We start from the raw sequence: 17,098 nt of genomic DNA on the forward strand, positions 1-17,098 counted from the left end.
CCTGGACCGCGTATTTTCCGCCTAGCCGGGGGTGGGGGCAAGCGAACCCGGTCAGGGACGGCGGTCGCCGCGTCGCAGAAGCGAGCGGATGCGCAGGTGGCGGTTCGCATCGCGGTACTCGTGCAGCCGCCGCGCGTGCGCGGCGAGCAGGTCGCCGCGGGTGAGGATGCCGATCATCGCGTGCGGTGGTTGCGCAGCGACGACAATCAGGCGACCGACGTTCTCGGCGACCATGTGATCGGCGGCTTCGCGCAGGGAGTGATCGTCGCGCACGACGATCGGCGCGCGCCGCAGCATGTCGCCGATGCGGTGCATGTCCGGCAGGCGCACGTCGAGCAGGTCGCGCCGGGTCAGCACGCCGCGCACCTGGCCGTCGCCGTCGAGCACCGGATAGCCCTGGTGTTGCGCTTCGGCCTTGCCGGAGTTCAGCCAGTGGCGGATGTCGCCGAGCCGGTCGTCGACCTGCAACGAGACCACCTCGCGCGTGCAGGCCTTGCCGACGCCGATCTGCTCGAGGAAGTCGGCCGAGTATTCGCTCGGCACGCGCACGCCTCGGCGTGCGATCTTCTCGGTCATGATCGTGTTGCGCATCATCAGTGCCGACACCAGATATGCCGCCGTGCAGCCGCCCAGCAGCGGCAGCAGGCCGACCGGCTGGCGCGTGGTCTCGAACGCGAACACGATCGAGGCGAGCAGCGCGCGCGAGGCGCCGGCGAAGATCGCCGCCATGCCGACCAGCGCGGCGATGCGCGGATCGACGCCAAGCGCGGGCGCGAGCGTCGCGATCGCGATGCCCGCAATTGCGCCGAGCGCTCCACCGATCGTGAACAGCGGCGCCAGCGTGCCGCCCGAGGTGCCGCTGCCGAGTGCGATCGACCAGGACAGGAACTTCATCACGCACAGCGAGGCGAGCGCGGCCATCCCGAGGCGGCCGGCGACGATGTCCTCGATGTTGGTGTAGCCGACGCCGAGCGTGAGCGGCGCGCACCAGCCGATCACGCCGACTGCGAGGCCGCCGATCGCAGGCCACCACATCCAGTGGATCGGCAGCTTCTCGAACAGGTCTTCGATGCCGTAGACAATGCGCGTGGTGCCGACGCTGACGAGGCCAATCAGCGCGCCGAGCAGTACGTAGCAGGCGAGCGCGGTGCCACCGGGTTCGCTCGATGCGGGCATTGCGAACACCGGCTGCGAGCCGACCAGGGCGTGGCGCATGCCGGTGGCGACGACGGTCGCGAGCGCGACCGGGATCAGCGAGCGGGGCTTGAGTTCGAACAGCAGCAGCTCGACCGCGAGGATGGTTGCCGACAGTGGCGATCCGAACACCGCGGCCATGCCGGCCGCCGCACCCGCTGCGAGCAGCGTCTTGCGTTCGACCGCGGTGACTCGCAGCAGCTGGCCGAACAGGGAGCCGAGCGCGCCGCCGGTCGCGATGATCGGGCCTTCCGCGCCGAACGGTCCGCCGGTGCCGATCGCGACGGCCGAGGACAGCGGTTTCAGGAACGTGATGCGCGGCGGGATCTTCGACTCGTTCAGCAGCACCTGTTCCATCGCTTCGGGGATGCCATGGCCGCGGATCGCGCGCGAACCCCAGCGCGCCATCACGCCGACAATGAGGCCGCCGATGACCGGCACGACGATCACCCACGCACCCAGGTGATGCCCGGCGGGCGAGGAGAATTCGGTCGACCAGCGGCCGTGGAACGCGAGGTTCGTAACCAGGCCGATCAGCGCTGTCAGTACTTGCGCCACCAGGGCGGCGGCGACCGCGATCACGCAAGCGAGCGCGCTGATGGCAACCACGCGGCGATCGACGAGGGTCGAACGACGCGGCATGCGCGCGGCGTCGAGCGCGGGACCAAGCGCCGGCGATACGGGCAGGGCATCGGTGCTGCCGGTCGCTTCTACGCGCGTTGCGGGGCTTTCGGGGACGCTCGGGGACATCAAACACCGCGGGAGAGGGCGGCCGTCGAAAAGAATAGCGGCTCTTTCCTGACATTCCCTTGTCGCGGAGAAAAGCGCGCGGTCGTGCGTACTGCGGGACATGTCCGATCCCATGTCCAGTCCCGATCCGGTTTCGCCCGGGAACACGCACTTCGACGCGCCGCTCTGCCGCAACTGCGGCGCGAAGCTGGCGACGCGCTTCTGCGGCGAATGCGGGCAGAAGCGCGCCAGTCGCTTCGGCGTGCGCAGCGTCGGCGAAGAAGCGTGGCAGAGCTGGCGCTGGTTCGAGATGTCGCTGCTCAAAGGTGCGCTGCGGCTGCCGCGCGCGCCCGGCACCATCGCACGCGAATTCGTGCTCGGCGCGCGCACGCGCCATGTGCACCCGCTCAAGCTGCTGGCCGCGGCGATCGCGGTGCTGCTGCTCGTGCTCGGTCGCGCGCGCTATCTCGAGTCGGCCAACCAGCACGTCAGCCAGGCGATGGAGCTGGTGCGCAGCTATGCGAACTGGTCGTTCTCGCTCGGCATCGTCGCGATCGCGCTGGCGTCCCTGCTCGCGTTCCATGGCCGCGGCTACAACCGGGTCGAGCATCTCGTGCTCGCCGCGTACACGCATTTCCTCGTCATCTGCGCCAGCATCGTCAACCTGCTGCCGACGCTGGTGTGGCGCGCGCCGGAGTTCCTGCAGGCACACAAGCGCGCGGCCGCCACGTACATGGGAATCATCGAGGTCGCGATCGTGCTGCTCGCGTTCGCGCAGTTCTTCCGCGTCGACTGGCGCCGTGATGCGTGGCGCCTGACGCTCGCGGCAGCCATTTTCCTCGTCGGCAAGTGGGCGCTGATGCGCCTGTATGCGTGGTTGCTGGTCAAGTTCGTGCTCGCGCATGCGACAAGCTGATTCCCGATCTCCCCTCGCCACAGGACACTGTCCGATGAAAGCATTGCCCATCCACCTCCCGCGCCTGCTTCCCTTCGCGCTCGGCGCTGCGCTCGCAGCGTGCGGCAGCGATGCCGCGCCGCCCGCCGTCCCGGCGAAGGCCGACAAGCCGGCAGCCGTCGCCGCCGCGCCCGCCGTCGACACGCGCGTCGCCGCGCAGGAGTCGATGCAGTCGCCGAGCGAAGCGGCGATGATCGACGAGATTGCCTCGACCTTGCAGGCGTGTTCCTACGACGGTGCGCCGGTGCGGTTCGGCCGCGAATCCGTGCGCAAGGACGTGCCGGGTGGCTGCGGCAACATGGTCGAGCGCATCATGCAGTTCACCGGCCTGCCGCAGAATTTCGACGTGGTCGAGGCGCCGGTGCCGAATGCGGCAGCGGTCATCCTGCTCGATGCGCAGAACCTTCCGCATCGCGTGATCGCGTTCAATCGCGACTTCATGGACATCGTCACACGCGCGACCGGTGGCAGCCGCTGGGCGCCGGTCAGCATCATGGCGCACGAGATTGGCCATCACCTGTCCGGCCACACGATCACGCCGGGCGGAAGCCAGCCGCCCACGGAGCTGGAGGCGGACAAGTTCTCCGGATTCGTGCTGTACAAGATGGGCGCATCGCTCGCCGATGCACAGAAGGCGATGGCGACGCTGGTGGCGGATGGTCCCGACGGCGCCACGCATCCGGGGCGCGGCAAGCGCCTCGCGGCGATCCAGGAAGGCTGGAAGCAGGCCTGCGCACAACAGAATGGCGGCGCGTGCAGCCATGCCCTCGAGATCGCGATGCGCAGTGGGGAGCTTGATGTGCCGGCGCCGCCGGACGCACACCAGCCGGCGCACACGCCGGTCGTATCGGAGCCTGCGCCGGGCGTCGCGGCGCCGCGCGATGAAGCGCCCGTGGCCGCGCCGGCCGCGGTCGCGAGAGCCGGCGCGGACGTGTTGCCGGCACCAGGTTCGACGCCGTCGAAGTTCAGCCAGTTCGTCTACGACGAGTTCGGCGTGCTCGACATGCCGGAGCGGCAGAAGGCCGAACAACGCATGTACGGCATCGCGCGCGACAGCGGTGTCGAGGTCGTCACCCTGCTGGTCAACGATCTGCACGGCATGAGCGCGCAGGACTACGCCTACGCGATGCTGCGCCAGCTGCGCGTCGGCAAGCTCGATGTCGGCAATGGCGCGGTCGTGGTGGTCGCGCCGGAGCAGCGCGAGTCGGCGATCGCGATCGGCCCGGGCCTGCTGATCGAAGTCGGCAACCTGCAGGAACTCAACCTCAAGAGCCTCGAGACCTTCATCGACGATGCCTGGCCGGTATGCAGGAAGTACGGCAACTGCAAGGGCTGGACGCAGAACTTCTTCCTCACCAGCGATCGCATCGCGCGCAGTGGCGATCATTGGGAGTGGACGATCCGCTTTCCCGATCTCGCGGGCATGAAGGCGAAGAGCGACGCCGATTTCGCCGAACGCATGAAGACCGGCGCGTCGTACGATCCGGACAAGTCCGCGACCTGGCGCAAGATCGCACGCTACAGCGGCACGGTCGCCAGCCTCACCCCCGATCCGGCCAGCAAGCAGCATTTCGTCAACGCGATCCATGCGCAGATGGTCGGCCCCGCAGTGCTCGTGCGCGGCGACGACGGCAGCGAGGCGATGCTTTACGTGCATCCGCATGCACAGGCGCTGATGCCGTCGGGTCGCCTGGTCGAAGGCGGCCGCTACCGTTTCGTCGTGCGCGCCGACAATCTCGACGGCACTCCGCCGCAACTCGACCTGCTCAGCTACGACGCACTGCCACCGCGCTGACGGCCATGGATGGCCCGAACGCCTGCAATGCAGGAGCAATTGCAGGCGTGTACGGCCATGGATGGCCCGAACGCCTGCAATGCAGGAGCAATTGCAGGCGTGTACGGCCATGGATGGCCCGAACGCCTGCAATGCAGGAGCAATTGCAGGCGTGCACGGCATGGATGGCCCGAACGCCTGCAATGCAGTGGTAGGGCGGTACGCGCGCACGCGCGTGCCGCCGATTTGGTTCACACCAAGATGAGTGGATTTCGCGACCTGTCGGCGCGACCCGCGCGAAGCGCGCGATCCACCCGGCGCGTTCGACCCGCCCTGAATGCTCAGGCTTTCGATTCGCTGCGCGCCAGCAGGCTGAGTCCGATCAGGCGCGACACGACCAGCGCGAGATACATCACGCCGACGAAGATCTCCAGGCTCGCGAGCGCTCGCGCCTGTGATGTCAGCGGGATGATGTCGCCGATGCCGGTACTCGACAGCAGCACGAAGCTGAAGAACAGCAGCTCGGTCCATGTACGCGGCGCGTCAGGATTGACTGCGGCGGCGAGGCAGCCAGGCTGCAGCGCCTGGCAGGCCGCAAACGTGTACGCGAATGCCCACGCGAGCAGGGTGAACGTCGCGCCTGCGCAAAACAGCTCGTCGCGGGTCGCACGCCGGTCGGCGAGCATGTAGGCGACGAGACACGCGGCGGCGTGGAAGTAGAACAGCGCATCGATCGCGGCGGACCATGGCGCCAGCCAGGTCATGCCGCCGAGCGTCGCGAGGAGGTTCGAGGCGACCGCGGCCACAGCGAGGACAGCCGCGACGAGGACGCGGGTGTGGCCCGACGTGCGGTTGACCATGCGCAACGCGAGCAGCAGCACGACGACGCCGAGCACGCCGAACGCCGCGTTGCCTGCCGGCGTGCCTTCGAAGAACGGATACGCCAGCAGCGCGACGAGTTGCGCGAGCAGCAGGATCGCCGAGGGGTGGCGTCCCACCTGCGCAAGCAGGCGCAGGCGCGCCAGGCGCGCGGCGGGTTCGTCGACCACGCTATTGCGGTCGCCGATCACGCGGCAGGTGGTTGACGAGGAATTCCATCTGGTCGGCGAGGATGTTGCGGTTCGACAGGATCAGGTGCTCGACCCAGCTCGGCCGGTACGGCACCGCGAGCAGCGGCATGCCCGCCTGCTGTGGCGTGCGGCTGCCCTTCTTCACATTGCACGACCAGCAGGCCGTGACGACGTTGACCCAGGTGTCGCGTCCGCCCTTGGAGACGGGCAGGACATGGTCGCGGGTCAGCTCGCCGCGGCTGAAATGGTGGCCGCAATAGAGGCACAGCATGCGGTCGCGAGCGAACAGCGCGACATTGGTCAGCGCCGGCGCGGGGTCGATCGCTCCCGGCCGCGCGTGGCCGGTGCTGGCGACGATCGGATGCAGGTCGAGCAGGCTCTGCTCGCCGCTGCGCTGGTTGTAGCCGCCGTGGATCGTCAGGCAGGGATCGCCGAGCGTCCACGCGACCGCGCCGCGTACATACAGGCAGACCGCGTCCTGCCAGCTCATCCAGTCGAGGATGCGCCCGGTGGAGTCCAGGGACAGGACGCGGGTGCTATGGATGTCGCCGGAAGCTTTGACTTCCGCAAGCATGTGACCTCCGTTCTCGAGCACGAAAACCGGTGGTTCACCCGCGCCGGTGCAGGCACGGGCGCGGGGAGCATAGACCAAAAGCCGGGCAGCGGGAAATTCGGGGAGCCTGTAGGACTTATCGAATCGAAGGAAGTCCGGCAGGCTCCAGCAATTGCGGGATCATTTCAGTGGTTTGGCCATGCGCAGCACGTCGATGCCGTAGCCGTTGCGTTCGTACAGCGTGCGCGCGCGCTGGTTGCCGGGGAAGACTGCCAGGGTCATGTGACGACAATGGTGTTGCCGCGCCCAGGCTTCCGCGAATGCGAGCAAGGCGCGGCCGATGCCGCGCCCGTCGCAGCCTGGCGCCACCGCAAGATCCGAGACATGGCAGTTCTGCGCCGAAGTGAAATAGTCGGTGGCGGTCTGCAGGTGCAGGAAACCGACGCGTTGCCCGCGCTCGTCCTCGGCGACGAAGATGTGGGTTCCCGCCGGTTGTTCGGCGAGGTGGCGTTCGACATCGGCGCGGATGCCCTTGGCGCATTCGCCGCGCTTGCGCCATGGCGGCAGTTCGAATTCGACGAAGCGCGCGACGAGGTCGAGGATGAACGCATCGTCGTCGGCCGCGGCGAGGCGGATACGCAGGCCGGAGTCGTCGTTGGAAAGCATGTGCGTCGGGATGCGGTGAATGGAGCGGGCGTCCATGCCCGTGAGCGGACAGGCAACCGTTACTTCGCCGCCATCTTGTTCTTGATGAAGCCGATCAGCGCGGTCAGCACCGCGCCACCGACACCGCCGCCGACGAGATTGCCGGCGATCGCGCCGATGTCCATGTTGCCGCCGGCACCGGCACCCGCGAGCATCGGCAGGATCATCGGCAGCAACTGGCCGAGCGCGCCGCCGCCGACCGCGCCGGCGAGCGTGTTGCCAAGCCCGCCGAGGCTCACGTTCTTCGCCGCGGCACCCACCGCGTTGCCGCCTACCGCACCCGCAATCAGCTGCATGATCAACGGAAGAAATTGTTCCATGACGACTCCCTGCGCTGGGTTGGTGCACCGGTCGGGGAGTCGGCCACGGGACGATGCCGCACGCGCACGCGCACGACGACAAGATCCAGGTCCATCCCCGCGCGCATCCTAGCACCCGCGTGTGTGGAACCCTTGTGCACTGCGATGAAGAGCTCCCGCCCTCAGCCCCCGCGGCTGTTCGCCGCCGATGGCGGTTCGTCGTCGGCGGTCGTGCGCGGACGAGCGGCGAGGGCGCGTTGCAGCAGCAGGCCGGCGAGCATCGCCGGCACGAACCAGAACGCCTCGATCGAGCCCGCGCCCAGGCCGGCCAGCGCGGGACCCGGACAATAGCCGGCCAGTCCCCAGCCGACGCCGAAGATTGCCGCACCTGCGAGGAGGGGCGCGTCGATGCGCCGCGTCGTGGGCATGCGGAACGCATCGGCGAACAGCGGACGAGTGCGCGCGAGCACGAACCGGAACGCGACGAGTGTCGTCACGACCGCACCGCCCAGCACGAACAGCAAGGTCGGATCGAAGTCGCCCGCGACGTCGAGGAAACCAAGCACGCGACGCGCGTCGGTCATGCCCGAGATCGCGAGGCCGAGGCCGAACAGTGCGCCCGAGGCGAACGCGGAGAAGGCGGTTCGATTCATGGCACGAGATGCCGCGCGACGTAGGTCGTTGCCATTGCGGTCGCGATGAAGGTCAGCACGGCCGCGAGCGAGCGCGGCGACAGGCGGCCGAGCCCGCAGACACCGTGGCCGCTCGTGCAGCCGTTGCCCAGACGCGTGCCGAAGCCGACCAGCAGGCCCGCGACGACGAGCGCGGCACGCGGAAAATCCGTGCGCGGCTGCGGTGCGCCGGGAAAGAGCAGGATGCATGTGCCGGCGGCGATGACGAGTCCGGCGAGGAATGCGACGCGCCACTGCGTGTCTCCCGCGCGTGGGCGCAGCACGCCGTCGACGATGCCGCTGATGCCGGCGATGCGGCCGCTGGTCCACAGCAGCAGCGTCGCCGCGAGGCCGATCAGGATGCCCCCGCCGAGTGCGCTGAACCAGTTCGCGATCATTGGCGCGACCTCAACCGAACTGCGCGTCCGCGAGGTCGAGCAGGTTTGCGGCGCCGCTGCGCATTGCGCTCGCATGGGTCTGGATGCGCGGCAGGATGCGTGCGAAATAGAAGCGGCCGGTCTGGCGCTTGGCGGCCTTGAACGCGTCCGATTGCGTCGACGCGTCCGCGGCGACGACGCTGCGCGCCCAGAAGTACGCGAGCGCGATGTAGCCCGAATAGAACAGGTAGTCGTACGCGGCCGCCCCCATTTCCTCGGGATTGGATGCGGCGCGCTTGCCGAGTTCGAGGGTCAGTTCGCCCCATTCCTTCGCGGCGGCGCCGAGCGGGCCGACGAACTCTCCGAGCGCGGCGTTGCTCGCGTTCGCGGAGCAGAACGCGCCGATCTCGCCGAGGAAGTGCTTGAGGCCGGCGCCCTGCAGCTGCATCACCTTGCGGCCGAGCAGGTCGACCGCCTGGATCTGCGTGGTGCCTTCATACAGCGTCGTGATGCGCGCGTCGCGCGCGAACTGCTCCATGCCGTTCTCGACGATGAACCCGTGTCCACCGAACACCTGCAGTGCATGGTAGGTGCATTCGATCCCGGTTTCGGTCAGCAGGCCCTTGACGATCGGGGTCAGGAACGAGACCAGCGACTCGGCGCGTTCGCGCTCGGCGGCGTCGGTCGAGTTCTTCGCGATGTCCTCCTGCAGGTAGGCGTACAGCGCAAGCGCGCGCTCGCCTTCCGCGAATGCCTTCTGCGTGAGCAGCATGCGCCGCACGTCCGGTTGCACGATCAGCGGGTCGGCCGGCTTGTCCGGGAATTTCGCGCCGGACAGCGACCGCATCTGCAGGCGGTCGCGCGCGTACGCGAGCGAGTTCTGGTACGCGCGTTCGGTCAGGCCGAGACCCTGCAGGCCGACCGCGAGGCGCGCGGTATTCATCATCGTGAACATCGCCGCGAGGCCCTTGTTCGGCTGGCCGACCATCCAGCCCTCGGCGCCGTCGAAGTTCATCACGCAGGTGACCGAGCCGTGGATGCCCATCTTGTGCTCGATCGAGCCGCAGGCGAGTGCATTGCGTGCGCCGACCGTGCCGTCCTTGCCGACCTTGAATTTCGGCACGAGGAACAGCGAGATGCCTTTCACGCCCGCAGGCGCGTCGGGCAGGCGCGCGAGCACGAGATGCAGGATGTTGTCGACGAAGTCGTGCTCGCCCGCGGTGATGAAGATCTTGGTGCCGCTGATGCGGAAGCTTCCATCCGCATTCGGTTCGGCGCGCGTCTTCAGCAGGCCGAGGTCGGTGCCGCAATGTGGTTCGGTCAGGCACATCGTGCCGGTCCAGGTGCCGGCGACGAGCGGCTTGAGGAACACCTCGCGCTGCCAGTCCTCGCCGTGGTATTCGAGCGCGGACGACGCGCCGTGCGAAAGCATCGGGTAGTTGCCCCACGACAGGTTCGCCGCGTCGATCATTTCCTTCAGTGCCGCGCCGACCGTCTCCGGCAGGCCCTGGCCGCCGAAATCGGACTTGGCGGTGAGGCCGATCCAGCCGCCGTCGACGTATTGCGCGAACGCGTCCTTGAAACCCTTCGGCGTGCGCACGCTTTGCGTCGCCTTGTCGAACGTGCAGCCCTCGGCGTCGCCGCTCGCGTTCAGGGGCGCGAGCACCTGTTCGGCGAACTTCGCCGCTTCCTCGAGCACGGCGTCGATGACGTCGCGCGACGCGTCCGCGCAGGCGGGCAGGCGCGCGTAGACCTGATCGGCCTGGAGGACGTCGTACAGCGCGAAGCGCAGGTCGGCAAGCGGAGCGGTGTAGCGGGTCATGGGGAAACTCCGGTGATGAGGTGCGGCTGGTGTTTCGACTCCACGGAACTTCGTTCCGCTGCGCTCGACACGAACCGTTCGATTGGGACAGGTCAGCGCCAGGTGTTCGGCACGCCGGGTACCGGCGTCAGGCGACTCGCGGTCTCGAACTTGAAACTTTCCTTCGGCTCGCTCGTTTCGATCGTGCCCTTGAGTGCGTAGGCGATGTCGGTGCCGAACGTGACCTTGTTCGCCGGCTTGAACACGGCGTCGACGACGTCGCCGCTGTTGCCGACGATGTCGATGTCCGGCGCGACCTGGAACCTGCCGACCTCCTTGCCGTCGACCGAAAGCGAGGCATCGATCGCGCTGAAGTGCATCGAGAACGTGCTGTAGTTCTGGATGCGCAGACCGAGCTTCCAGCTGCCGTCGGCCTGCACCGCCAACTGCTGGATGCTTGCGGTCGACGGATGCACCTTGCGCGGTGGTCCGCCGCTGCCGCAGGCAGCGAGCAGGATGCCGAGCGGGAGCAGGAAAGGCAGGCGGCGCAGCAGCATGGCGACCTCAAACGATCGTTCGAATCGAACGCGTAGCCTAACCAACGTCGCGCTGCGCCGCAAAGGCCTTCGACGGGCTAAGGACGCAGCCCTTCGACTCCGGCGTTCGGCCTGCGCCCAGGGCGAACGGATTCTTCCTTGCGTGTTGGGCGCAGCGCAGTCGAAGCACCGACAGCCTCTACCCTCAGCCCTCCGTCCGGCCTTCAGCCCTCAGCCCTCGTTCCACGGCCGCGCGGCGGGCGAGGAATTCGGCCACCGGCACTTGCCGCACGACGCGGCCTGCGTCGATGCGCACGACCTCGTCGGCGAGCGCGCCGACTTCATCGGCGTGATGGGTGACCAGCACGGTGAACACCCTCAGCTCGCGCTTGAGCCGGCGCAGGTGGTCGAGCACCTGCGTGCGCGCCTCGGCGTGGAGGCCGGTCAAGGGTTCGTCGAGCAGCAGTGCCCGCGGGTGCGACAAGAGTGCGCGCCCGATCGCGACGCGCTGGCGTTCGCCGCCGGAAAGGGTGTGCGGGCGGCGCTCGAGCAGGGGTGCGAGTTCGAGCAATTCGACGATCGTCGAAAACTCGCGCGGTTGCGCGATGTCGCGTGCAGTCGCGCCGTAGGCGAGGTTGTGGCGCACGCTCAGGTGCGGAAACAGGCGGCCGTCCTGGAACACGTAGCCGATGCGTCGCTGCGCGATCGGCAGCGACACGCCACGCGCCGTATCGAGCAGCAGCTCGCCGTCGAGCATCACGCGCCCCGCCTGCGGAACGAGCAGTCCGGCGATCGCGTGCAGGATGCTCGTCTTGCCCGCGCCGGAATTGCCGAACAGCGCCAGCGTGCGCGCATCGCTGCGCAGTGAAACATCGATGTCGAGATCGGCGAGGGCGTGGCGCAGCGCGAGTTCAATCATTGCGCGTCCTCCACGGTGCTCCGCCCGCGACCATCATCGCGAGTGCGCTTGCCGCGAATGCGACGACGAGCGAAACGACGGCGAGGCGGTGCACGCCGGGCATGCCGCCCGGCGTGTTGAGCAGTTCGTAGATCGCGATCGGCAGGGTGCGGGTTTCGCCGGGGATGTTCGACACGAAGCTGATCGTCGCGCCGAACTCGCCGAACGCGCGCGCGAAGCCGAGCACGCAACCGGCGGCAATGCCGCGCAGCGACAGCGGCAGCGTGATCGTGGCGAAGCGGCGCCACGCGCTCGCGCCGAGCGTCTCGGCGGCGTCTTCGAGGCGCCGATCGACGCCGTCGAACGCGACGCGGATCGACAGCACCAGCAGCGGAAAACCCATCACTGCCGCGGCGATCACCGCGCCGGTCCAGCGGAACGCGACGACGATGCCGACCTGGTCGAGCAGGGCGCCGATCGATCCGTGGCGCCCGAGCAGGGCGAGCAGCGCGTAGCCGGTGACCACCGGCGGCAGGACCAGCGGCAGGAACAGCACGGCTTCGAGCAGCACCCGGCCGGGAAAGCGCTTGCGCGAAAGCACCCAGGCGAGCGCGAGCGCGAACGGCAAGGCGCAGGCGACGCTGAGCACGCCGATGCGCAGGCTCAGCGCGAGCGCTTGCCATTCGTCGGGCGTCAGCGCGGTCATGAAGAATTCCCGTGGCGTGATGCGCGAATGGCGCCGTGCTGGCGCGGTTCGCGCCTATTTCGGCAGTGTGTCGAAGCCATGCGCTCGGAAGATCGCCTGTGCGGCCGGAGCACGCAACAACTCGAGCAATTTGCGTGCGGCGGGCGTGTCGTGGCCGGCGAGGATCGCCGCGTGATAGACGATCGGTGCATGGCTCGTGTCCGGGAACGTCGCGACCACGCGCACGGCGGGCTCCGACATCGCATCGGAGCGGTAGACGACGCCGAGTGCGGCCTCGCCGCGCGCGACGAAGTTGAGCGCGGCACGCACGTTGTCGGTCGAGACGACGCGCGTCGCGACCGCATCCCACACGCCAAGCCGGGTCAGGGCAGCCTTGGCGTACTTGCCTGCGGGCACGCTGTTCGGCTCGGCCAGCGCAAGGCGGCCGTCCTTGCCGAGTGCGGCGGCGAGCGCGAAGCCGGGCGTGGCGTCGAGCTTCACCGGGTTGTCCTTCAGTGCAACCAGCACGAGCGCGTTGCCGAGCAGGTTCGCGCGCGTGCCTTCGACGACCAGCTTGAGCTGCTCGACATGATCCATCCAGTCCTGGTCGGCCGACACGAATAGTGCGGCCGGCGCACCCGCTTCGATCTGCCTCGCGAGCTGCGAGCTTGCCGCATAGCTCGCCTTGACCCCGCCGAGCGCGGCCGCTTCGGGCGTCGCCAGGATCTGCTCGAGCGACGGCTTGAGGCTCGCCGCTGCGAACACCAGCAGGTCGTCCGCTTTCGCCGTCAGCGCAACCAACAGCAGGCAGCCGAGGATCAGGCGACCGACGAGACGCCCGGGACGGGCCGCAGGGGCGGACGAGCGGGAGGTCATCGAGCACGCTCCGGTACGATATGTTCAACGAAACATATCGCTTCCTGCGCCAACGCGCGAGCATCGCCGGCATGAACAAGCGCGCAAAGACTCCACCGATCCATCTGCGCGTGACGCCAGTGCCCGGCGTTGCGCTGGGCCCCGGCAAGGCCGACCTGCTCGCCGGGATCCGCGAGACGGGTTCGATCGCCGCCGCGGGTCGGCGCATGCGCATGAGCTACCGGCGTGCATGGCAACTCGTCGAGGAGCTCAACCGCAGCTTCCGAGGCCCGCTCGTCGAGGCGAGCAAGGGCGGCAGTGGCGGCGGTGGCGCGCGCCTTACGCGCCTCGGCAAGGCCGTGCTTGAGCGCTACGCTCGCATGCATGCGGCCGCAAACGCCTCGGTGGCCGCCGACGTCGCGGCCCTGCGGCGTCTCGTCGCACGCGACGACTGACCGCGCGACATCCGACCGCAGCGTTGCACGCGGCGTTTTGCAGCGCCGTACCGATTTGTTCGTGGGAGCATGCGAACAGCGCGATCGGTCATGACGCGAGAACGAGCGGTCATTTCCTCCACGGCGCACCGCATCGCAACCTGTTTCGCACCCCCAGGGAACAACGAAGCCATGAACCAGCGAAGCCTGCCTGCGGCGATCGCGTTGCTGCTCGCTGCTGCAGCCGGACCGGCGAGCGCGTACGACCTCGAAGACTGGCCGGTGCACTACACCTTCGGCGACGGCACCGACATCGGCCTGACCGGCGTCTACCGCTACGACATCAATGAATTCAGTGACGACCGCCGGCCGAACGGGAGCGAGACGTTCGCGGACGCGCACACGAACCGGCGCAAGGAGCTCGGCCTCGTCCTCAAGAAGAAGGGTGTCTACGACGCGATCGTCGACTACGAATTCCAGGGCAAGGCCTGGCTCGACACCAACCTGCGCGTGCAGTCCAAGCCGTTCGTCGGCCGCGACATCGGCGCGTTCCGTTTCGGCTATTCGAAGACGCCGGTGTCGTTCGAAGGCGTGACCGGGACGAAGGCGACCTCGTTCCTCGAGCTTGCGCTGCCGGCGCAGGCGATCTTCGAAGGTCGCCGCACCGGCATCGACTGGCAGTTCGAGCGCCCGGCGTACATCGCGAACGTCGGCTACTACTGGGGGCAGGACCTGCTCGGCGACAACGACGGCACGACGTTCGCAGGACGCTTCGCATGGACGCCGCACAAGGCCGACGGCGACGTGATCCACCTCGGCATCGCCGCATCGCGCGAGGATCGCGACGGCACCACCGACGGTCGCGGCGTGTACCACGACCCGGGCGTGCGCATCGGTACGCCACCGGAGACCGGACTGACGCCGGTGCGGCTGGTCGACACGGGAGCGCTGGCGAAGGCCGATCGCGTCGACCGCAGCGGCCTCGAGGCGCTGTGGATCCACGGGCCGTGGTCGGTGCAGGGCGAGCTGCTGCGCGCGGACGTGTCGCGTTTCGGCGGCAATCCCGACTTCAGCACGCGTGGTGGCTACGTGTTCGGCAGCTGGGTGCTGACCGGCGAATCGCGCCCGTACAGCGGCGGCAATACCGGCAACCTCAAGCCGAAGGGGAAATGGGGCGCGTGGGAGCTGCTGCTGCGCTACAGCGAGCTCGATCTCGACGACGGTGCGGTGCAGGGCGGCAAGGAGCGCGACTGGACGCTCGGCGCGAACTGGTACCTGACCCAGCACTTCAAGGTCCAGGCGAACTACATCCAGGCGATCAGCGACAAGGGCAATCTTCCGCTCGATCCGCGCATCTTCGAGCTGCGCGCGCAGATCTATTTCTGACGCGGCGTAGGCCGCGGCGACGCAATCCATTCGCGCAGGCGCGCAAGAACACGCGCGTCCACCAGCAGGTCCATGTGGCCGAGACTGGTGAACACGTGGCGCCGGTCGGCGGGCAGTCGCAGCATCCGCCGCGGATCCTCGTCCTCGCCGAGCGCGCTCGGTACCGGCACCAGGCCGTCGCCGATCCAGCGCGCACGCGCGCCGGTCGCGCGTGCGGAGCGTGTAGCCGCCGCGACGTACCAGCGCACGCGCCCGGCGAATGGCAAGTCGGCGCTGCTCGATTCGCCCTTGTCGCGATCGACGTCGCTGGCCCACCCTTCGCGCAGGTCCTTGACGCCGGCACTGCGCGTCTCGGCGATGCTCGCAAGCGGGCGCGTGAACGGCGCCGCTGCGAGCAGGGCGCTGAGTGAACCACCCCAGCGTTCCAGCGGAGCGCCGAGGTGCGGCGTGCCGAGGCAGATCACCTGATCGAGAGCGCCTGCCCAATTGAAGCCGTGCCGTTGCGCATGCTCGCACGCGGCGCGGCAGACCAGGCCGCCCATGCTGTGACCGACCAGTACGATGCGACGAAGCGCCGCTGCATGTGCTTCATGCAGCGCCTGCAACAACAGTGAAAGATCCCTGCCGTTGGCGGAAATGCGCCGACCGCTGTTGTAGCGCAGGTACGTGGCATGGCCGAGGCCGTCGGCTTCGAGGCGGGCGCCGAAGCTGTCGCCACGCGCATCGCGCCATTGCAGGTCGTTCATGCCGAGCCCGTGCACGAACACGAGCAGGGTGCCGCCGGCCGCCGCGAGCGCGGCGCCGAGGTCGGGCGAACGCGGGTCGAGTTCGCGTCCATCGCGGCACAGGCGCATGTCCAGCGCCAGCGGATTCGCGTCGGACTCGAGGTGATCGCCGATCGCCCCGTTCAGCGCGCTCAGCCAGGCCAGTTGCGACGGGTTGACGCGTTCGCGCGCGGGCTCGCGCGAAGCATTGCGTTCGAGCAAGGCGAGCGCACCATCCGTCGTGCGGCGGGTCACCTGCGCGACGTCGCGCACGCGCGCGTAGGTGAAACCGGTGACGCGCGCCACCACGCCGCCGAATGGAACGAAGCGCGCAACGCTTCCGACGATCGCCAGGTGCATGCCCTCGACCGTGTCGACCGCGCCAAGCAGGCCGTCGCCGGCGAGCCGCGCGGTGCCCTGCAACCACTGCATGCGTGTCTTCATGCGCACCTGTATGCCATCGATGATTGGAGCAAGTGCACGAAAAAGACGGGCTTGAGAAACATGACTTCCGGCAGGGTGCCAAGGGTCACCCAACCTGTCGCATGCGCAACCTCTAAACGTTTGCGCGATGGTGTGCATCACAGTTGCACACCCACGGGAGGATTGCCATGGTTCGTCTGGTTTGCGGTATCGCGCTGGCGCTGGCCGGCATTTGCACGGCGCATGCGGACATCGACCTGCACGGCGCGGACTGCGGTCTGCACAGTGACTACTCGCTCGACATCAAGCCGGACGCGCTGGTGTTCACGCGCCGCGACGGCCATCCGGTCGATATCGCGATCGCCGGCGGCAGCCTGCGCCTCGATGGACGTTCGGTGGCGATCGGCGCGGCGGATCGCCAGCGCCTGCTCGACATCGAGCACGGCGTGCGGGAGGCGCTGCCCGAGGTCAAGGCGATCGCGCACGAAGCGATCGCGATCGCGTTCGAGGCGGTGGCCGAAGTGTCCGCCGCGTTCGCCAAGGACGGCGATGCCGCGCGTGCGAGCGCCCAGCATCTGGCCCGCAGCGCGCACGAGCTGGATCTGCGCATCGATGCCAGCGACAGCCTCGCCGGCTGGAAGAACGGCGAGATGGACCGCATCATCGAACAGGCGGTCGGCACCCTGGTCGGCGAGGTCGTCGGCAACGTCGCCGGGCAGGCGATCAGCGTGGCCCTTAGCGGCGACGAGAAGGCCGCCGCCGAACTCGAGGCGCGCGCGGACGGCATCGACAAGAAGGTCGACCGCATCGTCGAACGGCGCAGCCACGAACTCGAACGGCGCGCAAAGGGCTTGTGCCCGCGCCTGCACCTGCTCGCACGCCTCGGATCCGAGCTGGATGTGCGCCTTGCGGATGGCAAGCGGCTCGACCTCGTGCGCATGGACGATTGAGCGCTCGACGCGCGATCCGCGCGTCGTGCCGGTCGAAGG

General features: G+C 68.5%; 18 protein-coding genes. 5 read left to right on the top strand and 13 right to left on the bottom strand.

What is annotated here, in order from left to right:
• Window positions 1-51 precede the first annotated feature (51 nt).
• Entirely contained in the window at window positions 52-1,944 is a 1,893-nt protein-coding gene (locus tag ACILRJ_RS09630; protein WP_395682789.1) for a chloride channel protein, read from the bottom strand.
• Between the two features lie 112 nt (window positions 1,945-2,056).
• Between ACILRJ_RS09630 and ACILRJ_RS09635 the strand changes: the two genes are divergently transcribed.
• Together ACILRJ_RS09635 and ACILRJ_RS09640 are read left to right on the top strand one after the other, a co-directional pair.
• Complete coding sequence (locus ACILRJ_RS09635) at window positions 2,057-2,839, top strand: DUF3667 domain-containing protein (protein ID WP_395682791.1); 783 nt, start codon at window positions 2,057-2,059, stop codon at window positions 2,837-2,839.
• Between the two features lie 34 nt (window positions 2,840-2,873).
• Window positions 2,874-4,673 carry a TPM domain-containing protein gene (locus ACILRJ_RS09640; protein ID WP_395682793.1) on the top strand — a complete coding sequence of 600 codons (1,800 nt, stop codon included), beginning with the start codon at window positions 2,874-2,876 and terminating at the stop codon, window positions 4,671-4,673.
• A 320-nt stretch (window positions 4,674-4,993) separates the two neighbouring features.
• On the opposite strand, the gene ACILRJ_RS09645 is transcribed toward ACILRJ_RS09640, so the two are convergent.
• The 11 genes from ACILRJ_RS09645 to modA form a co-directional block, all read right to left on the bottom strand.
• A complete protein-coding gene (locus ACILRJ_RS09645) occupies window positions 4,994-5,722 on the bottom strand; it encodes a potassium channel family protein (protein ID WP_395682795.1) in 729 nt (242 codons plus the stop codon).
• Window positions 5,703-6,296, bottom strand: a complete 594-nt coding sequence (locus ACILRJ_RS09650; RefSeq protein ID WP_395682797.1) for an HNH endonuclease — start codon at window positions 6,294-6,296, stop codon at window positions 5,703-5,705. The genes ACILRJ_RS09645 and ACILRJ_RS09650 overlap by 20 nt, the downstream gene beginning before the upstream one ends.
• 159 nt (window positions 6,297-6,455) lie before the next feature.
• Window positions 6,456-6,941, bottom strand: coding sequence for a GNAT family N-acetyltransferase (locus ACILRJ_RS09655; protein ID WP_395682798.1), 486 nt, complete (start codon window positions 6,939-6,941; stop codon window positions 6,456-6,458).
• Between the two features lie 59 nt (window positions 6,942-7,000).
• On the bottom strand, window positions 7,001-7,300 hold the full coding sequence (locus ACILRJ_RS09660) for a hypothetical protein (RefSeq protein ID WP_395682799.1): 300 nt from the start codon (window positions 7,298-7,300) through the stop codon (window positions 7,001-7,003).
• Window positions 7,301-7,461: 161 nt separating this feature from the next.
• Complete coding sequence (locus tag ACILRJ_RS09665) at window positions 7,462-7,932, bottom strand: DUF6691 family protein (RefSeq protein WP_395682801.1); 471 nt, start codon at window positions 7,930-7,932, stop codon at window positions 7,462-7,464.
• The gene (locus tag ACILRJ_RS09670) at window positions 7,929-8,348 is read right to left on the bottom strand and encodes a YeeE/YedE family protein (protein WP_395682803.1); all 420 of its coding nucleotides are present in this window, start codon (window positions 8,346-8,348) and stop codon (window positions 7,929-7,931) included. Before ACILRJ_RS09670 ends, ACILRJ_RS09665 begins: the two co-directional genes overlap by 4 nt.
• Before the next feature lie 10 nt (window positions 8,349-8,358).
• Window positions 8,359-10,149, bottom strand: a complete 1,791-nt coding sequence (locus tag ACILRJ_RS09675) for an acyl-CoA dehydrogenase C-terminal domain-containing protein (protein ID WP_395682805.1) — start codon at window positions 10,147-10,149, stop codon at window positions 8,359-8,361.
• Between the two features lie 92 nt (window positions 10,150-10,241).
• Window positions 10,242-10,685: a hypothetical protein gene (locus ACILRJ_RS09680; protein ID WP_395682807.1), complete on the bottom strand. Its 444-nt coding sequence runs from the start codon at window positions 10,683-10,685 to the stop codon at window positions 10,242-10,244.
• A gap of 184 nt (window positions 10,686-10,869) precedes the next feature.
• Window positions 10,870-11,583, bottom strand: coding sequence for an ATP-binding cassette domain-containing protein (locus tag ACILRJ_RS09685; protein WP_395682809.1), 714 nt, complete (start codon window positions 11,581-11,583; stop codon window positions 10,870-10,872).
• On the bottom strand, window positions 11,576-12,268 hold the full coding sequence (gene modB / locus ACILRJ_RS09690) for a molybdate ABC transporter permease subunit (protein ID WP_395682811.1): 693 nt from the start codon (window positions 12,266-12,268) through the stop codon (window positions 11,576-11,578). The genes ACILRJ_RS09685 and modB overlap by 8 nt, the downstream gene beginning before the upstream one ends.
• Before the next feature lie 54 nt (window positions 12,269-12,322).
• The gene (gene modA, locus ACILRJ_RS09695) at window positions 12,323-13,123 is read right to left on the bottom strand and encodes a molybdate ABC transporter substrate-binding protein (RefSeq protein WP_395682813.1); all 801 of its coding nucleotides are present in this window, start codon (window positions 13,121-13,123) and stop codon (window positions 12,323-12,325) included.
• Between the two features lie 20 nt (window positions 13,124-13,143).
• Here modA and ACILRJ_RS09700 point away from each other — a divergent pair, with 20 nt between their 5' ends.
• Together ACILRJ_RS09700 and ACILRJ_RS09705 are read left to right on the top strand one after the other, a co-directional pair.
• Window positions 13,144-13,557, top strand: coding sequence for a winged helix-turn-helix domain-containing protein (locus ACILRJ_RS09700; protein WP_395682815.1), 414 nt, complete (start codon window positions 13,144-13,146; stop codon window positions 13,555-13,557).
• 171 nt (window positions 13,558-13,728) lie between these two features.
• A complete protein-coding gene (locus ACILRJ_RS09705) occupies window positions 13,729-14,922 on the top strand; it encodes an OprO/OprP family phosphate-selective porin (RefSeq protein ID WP_395682817.1) in 1,194 nt (397 codons plus the stop codon).
• Here ACILRJ_RS09705 and ACILRJ_RS09710 read toward each other — a convergent pair.
• Window positions 14,913-16,130, bottom strand: coding sequence for an esterase/lipase family protein (locus ACILRJ_RS09710; protein ID WP_395682819.1), 1,218 nt, complete (start codon window positions 16,128-16,130; stop codon window positions 14,913-14,915). The genes ACILRJ_RS09705 and ACILRJ_RS09710 overlap by 10 nt on opposite strands.
• 167 nt (window positions 16,131-16,297) lie before the next feature.
• Here ACILRJ_RS09710 and ACILRJ_RS09715 point away from each other — a divergent pair, with 167 nt between their 5' ends.
• On the top strand, window positions 16,298-17,059 hold the full coding sequence (locus ACILRJ_RS09715; protein ID WP_395682821.1) for a DUF2884 family protein: 762 nt from the start codon (window positions 16,298-16,300) through the stop codon (window positions 17,057-17,059).
• Window positions 17,060-17,098: the final 39 nt, after the last annotated feature.

Origin of the sequence: Dokdonella sp. (genome assembly GCF_044227025.1) — a bacterium.
Taxonomy (GTDB): Bacteria; Pseudomonadota; Gammaproteobacteria; order Xanthomonadales; family Rhodanobacteraceae; genus Dokdonella_A.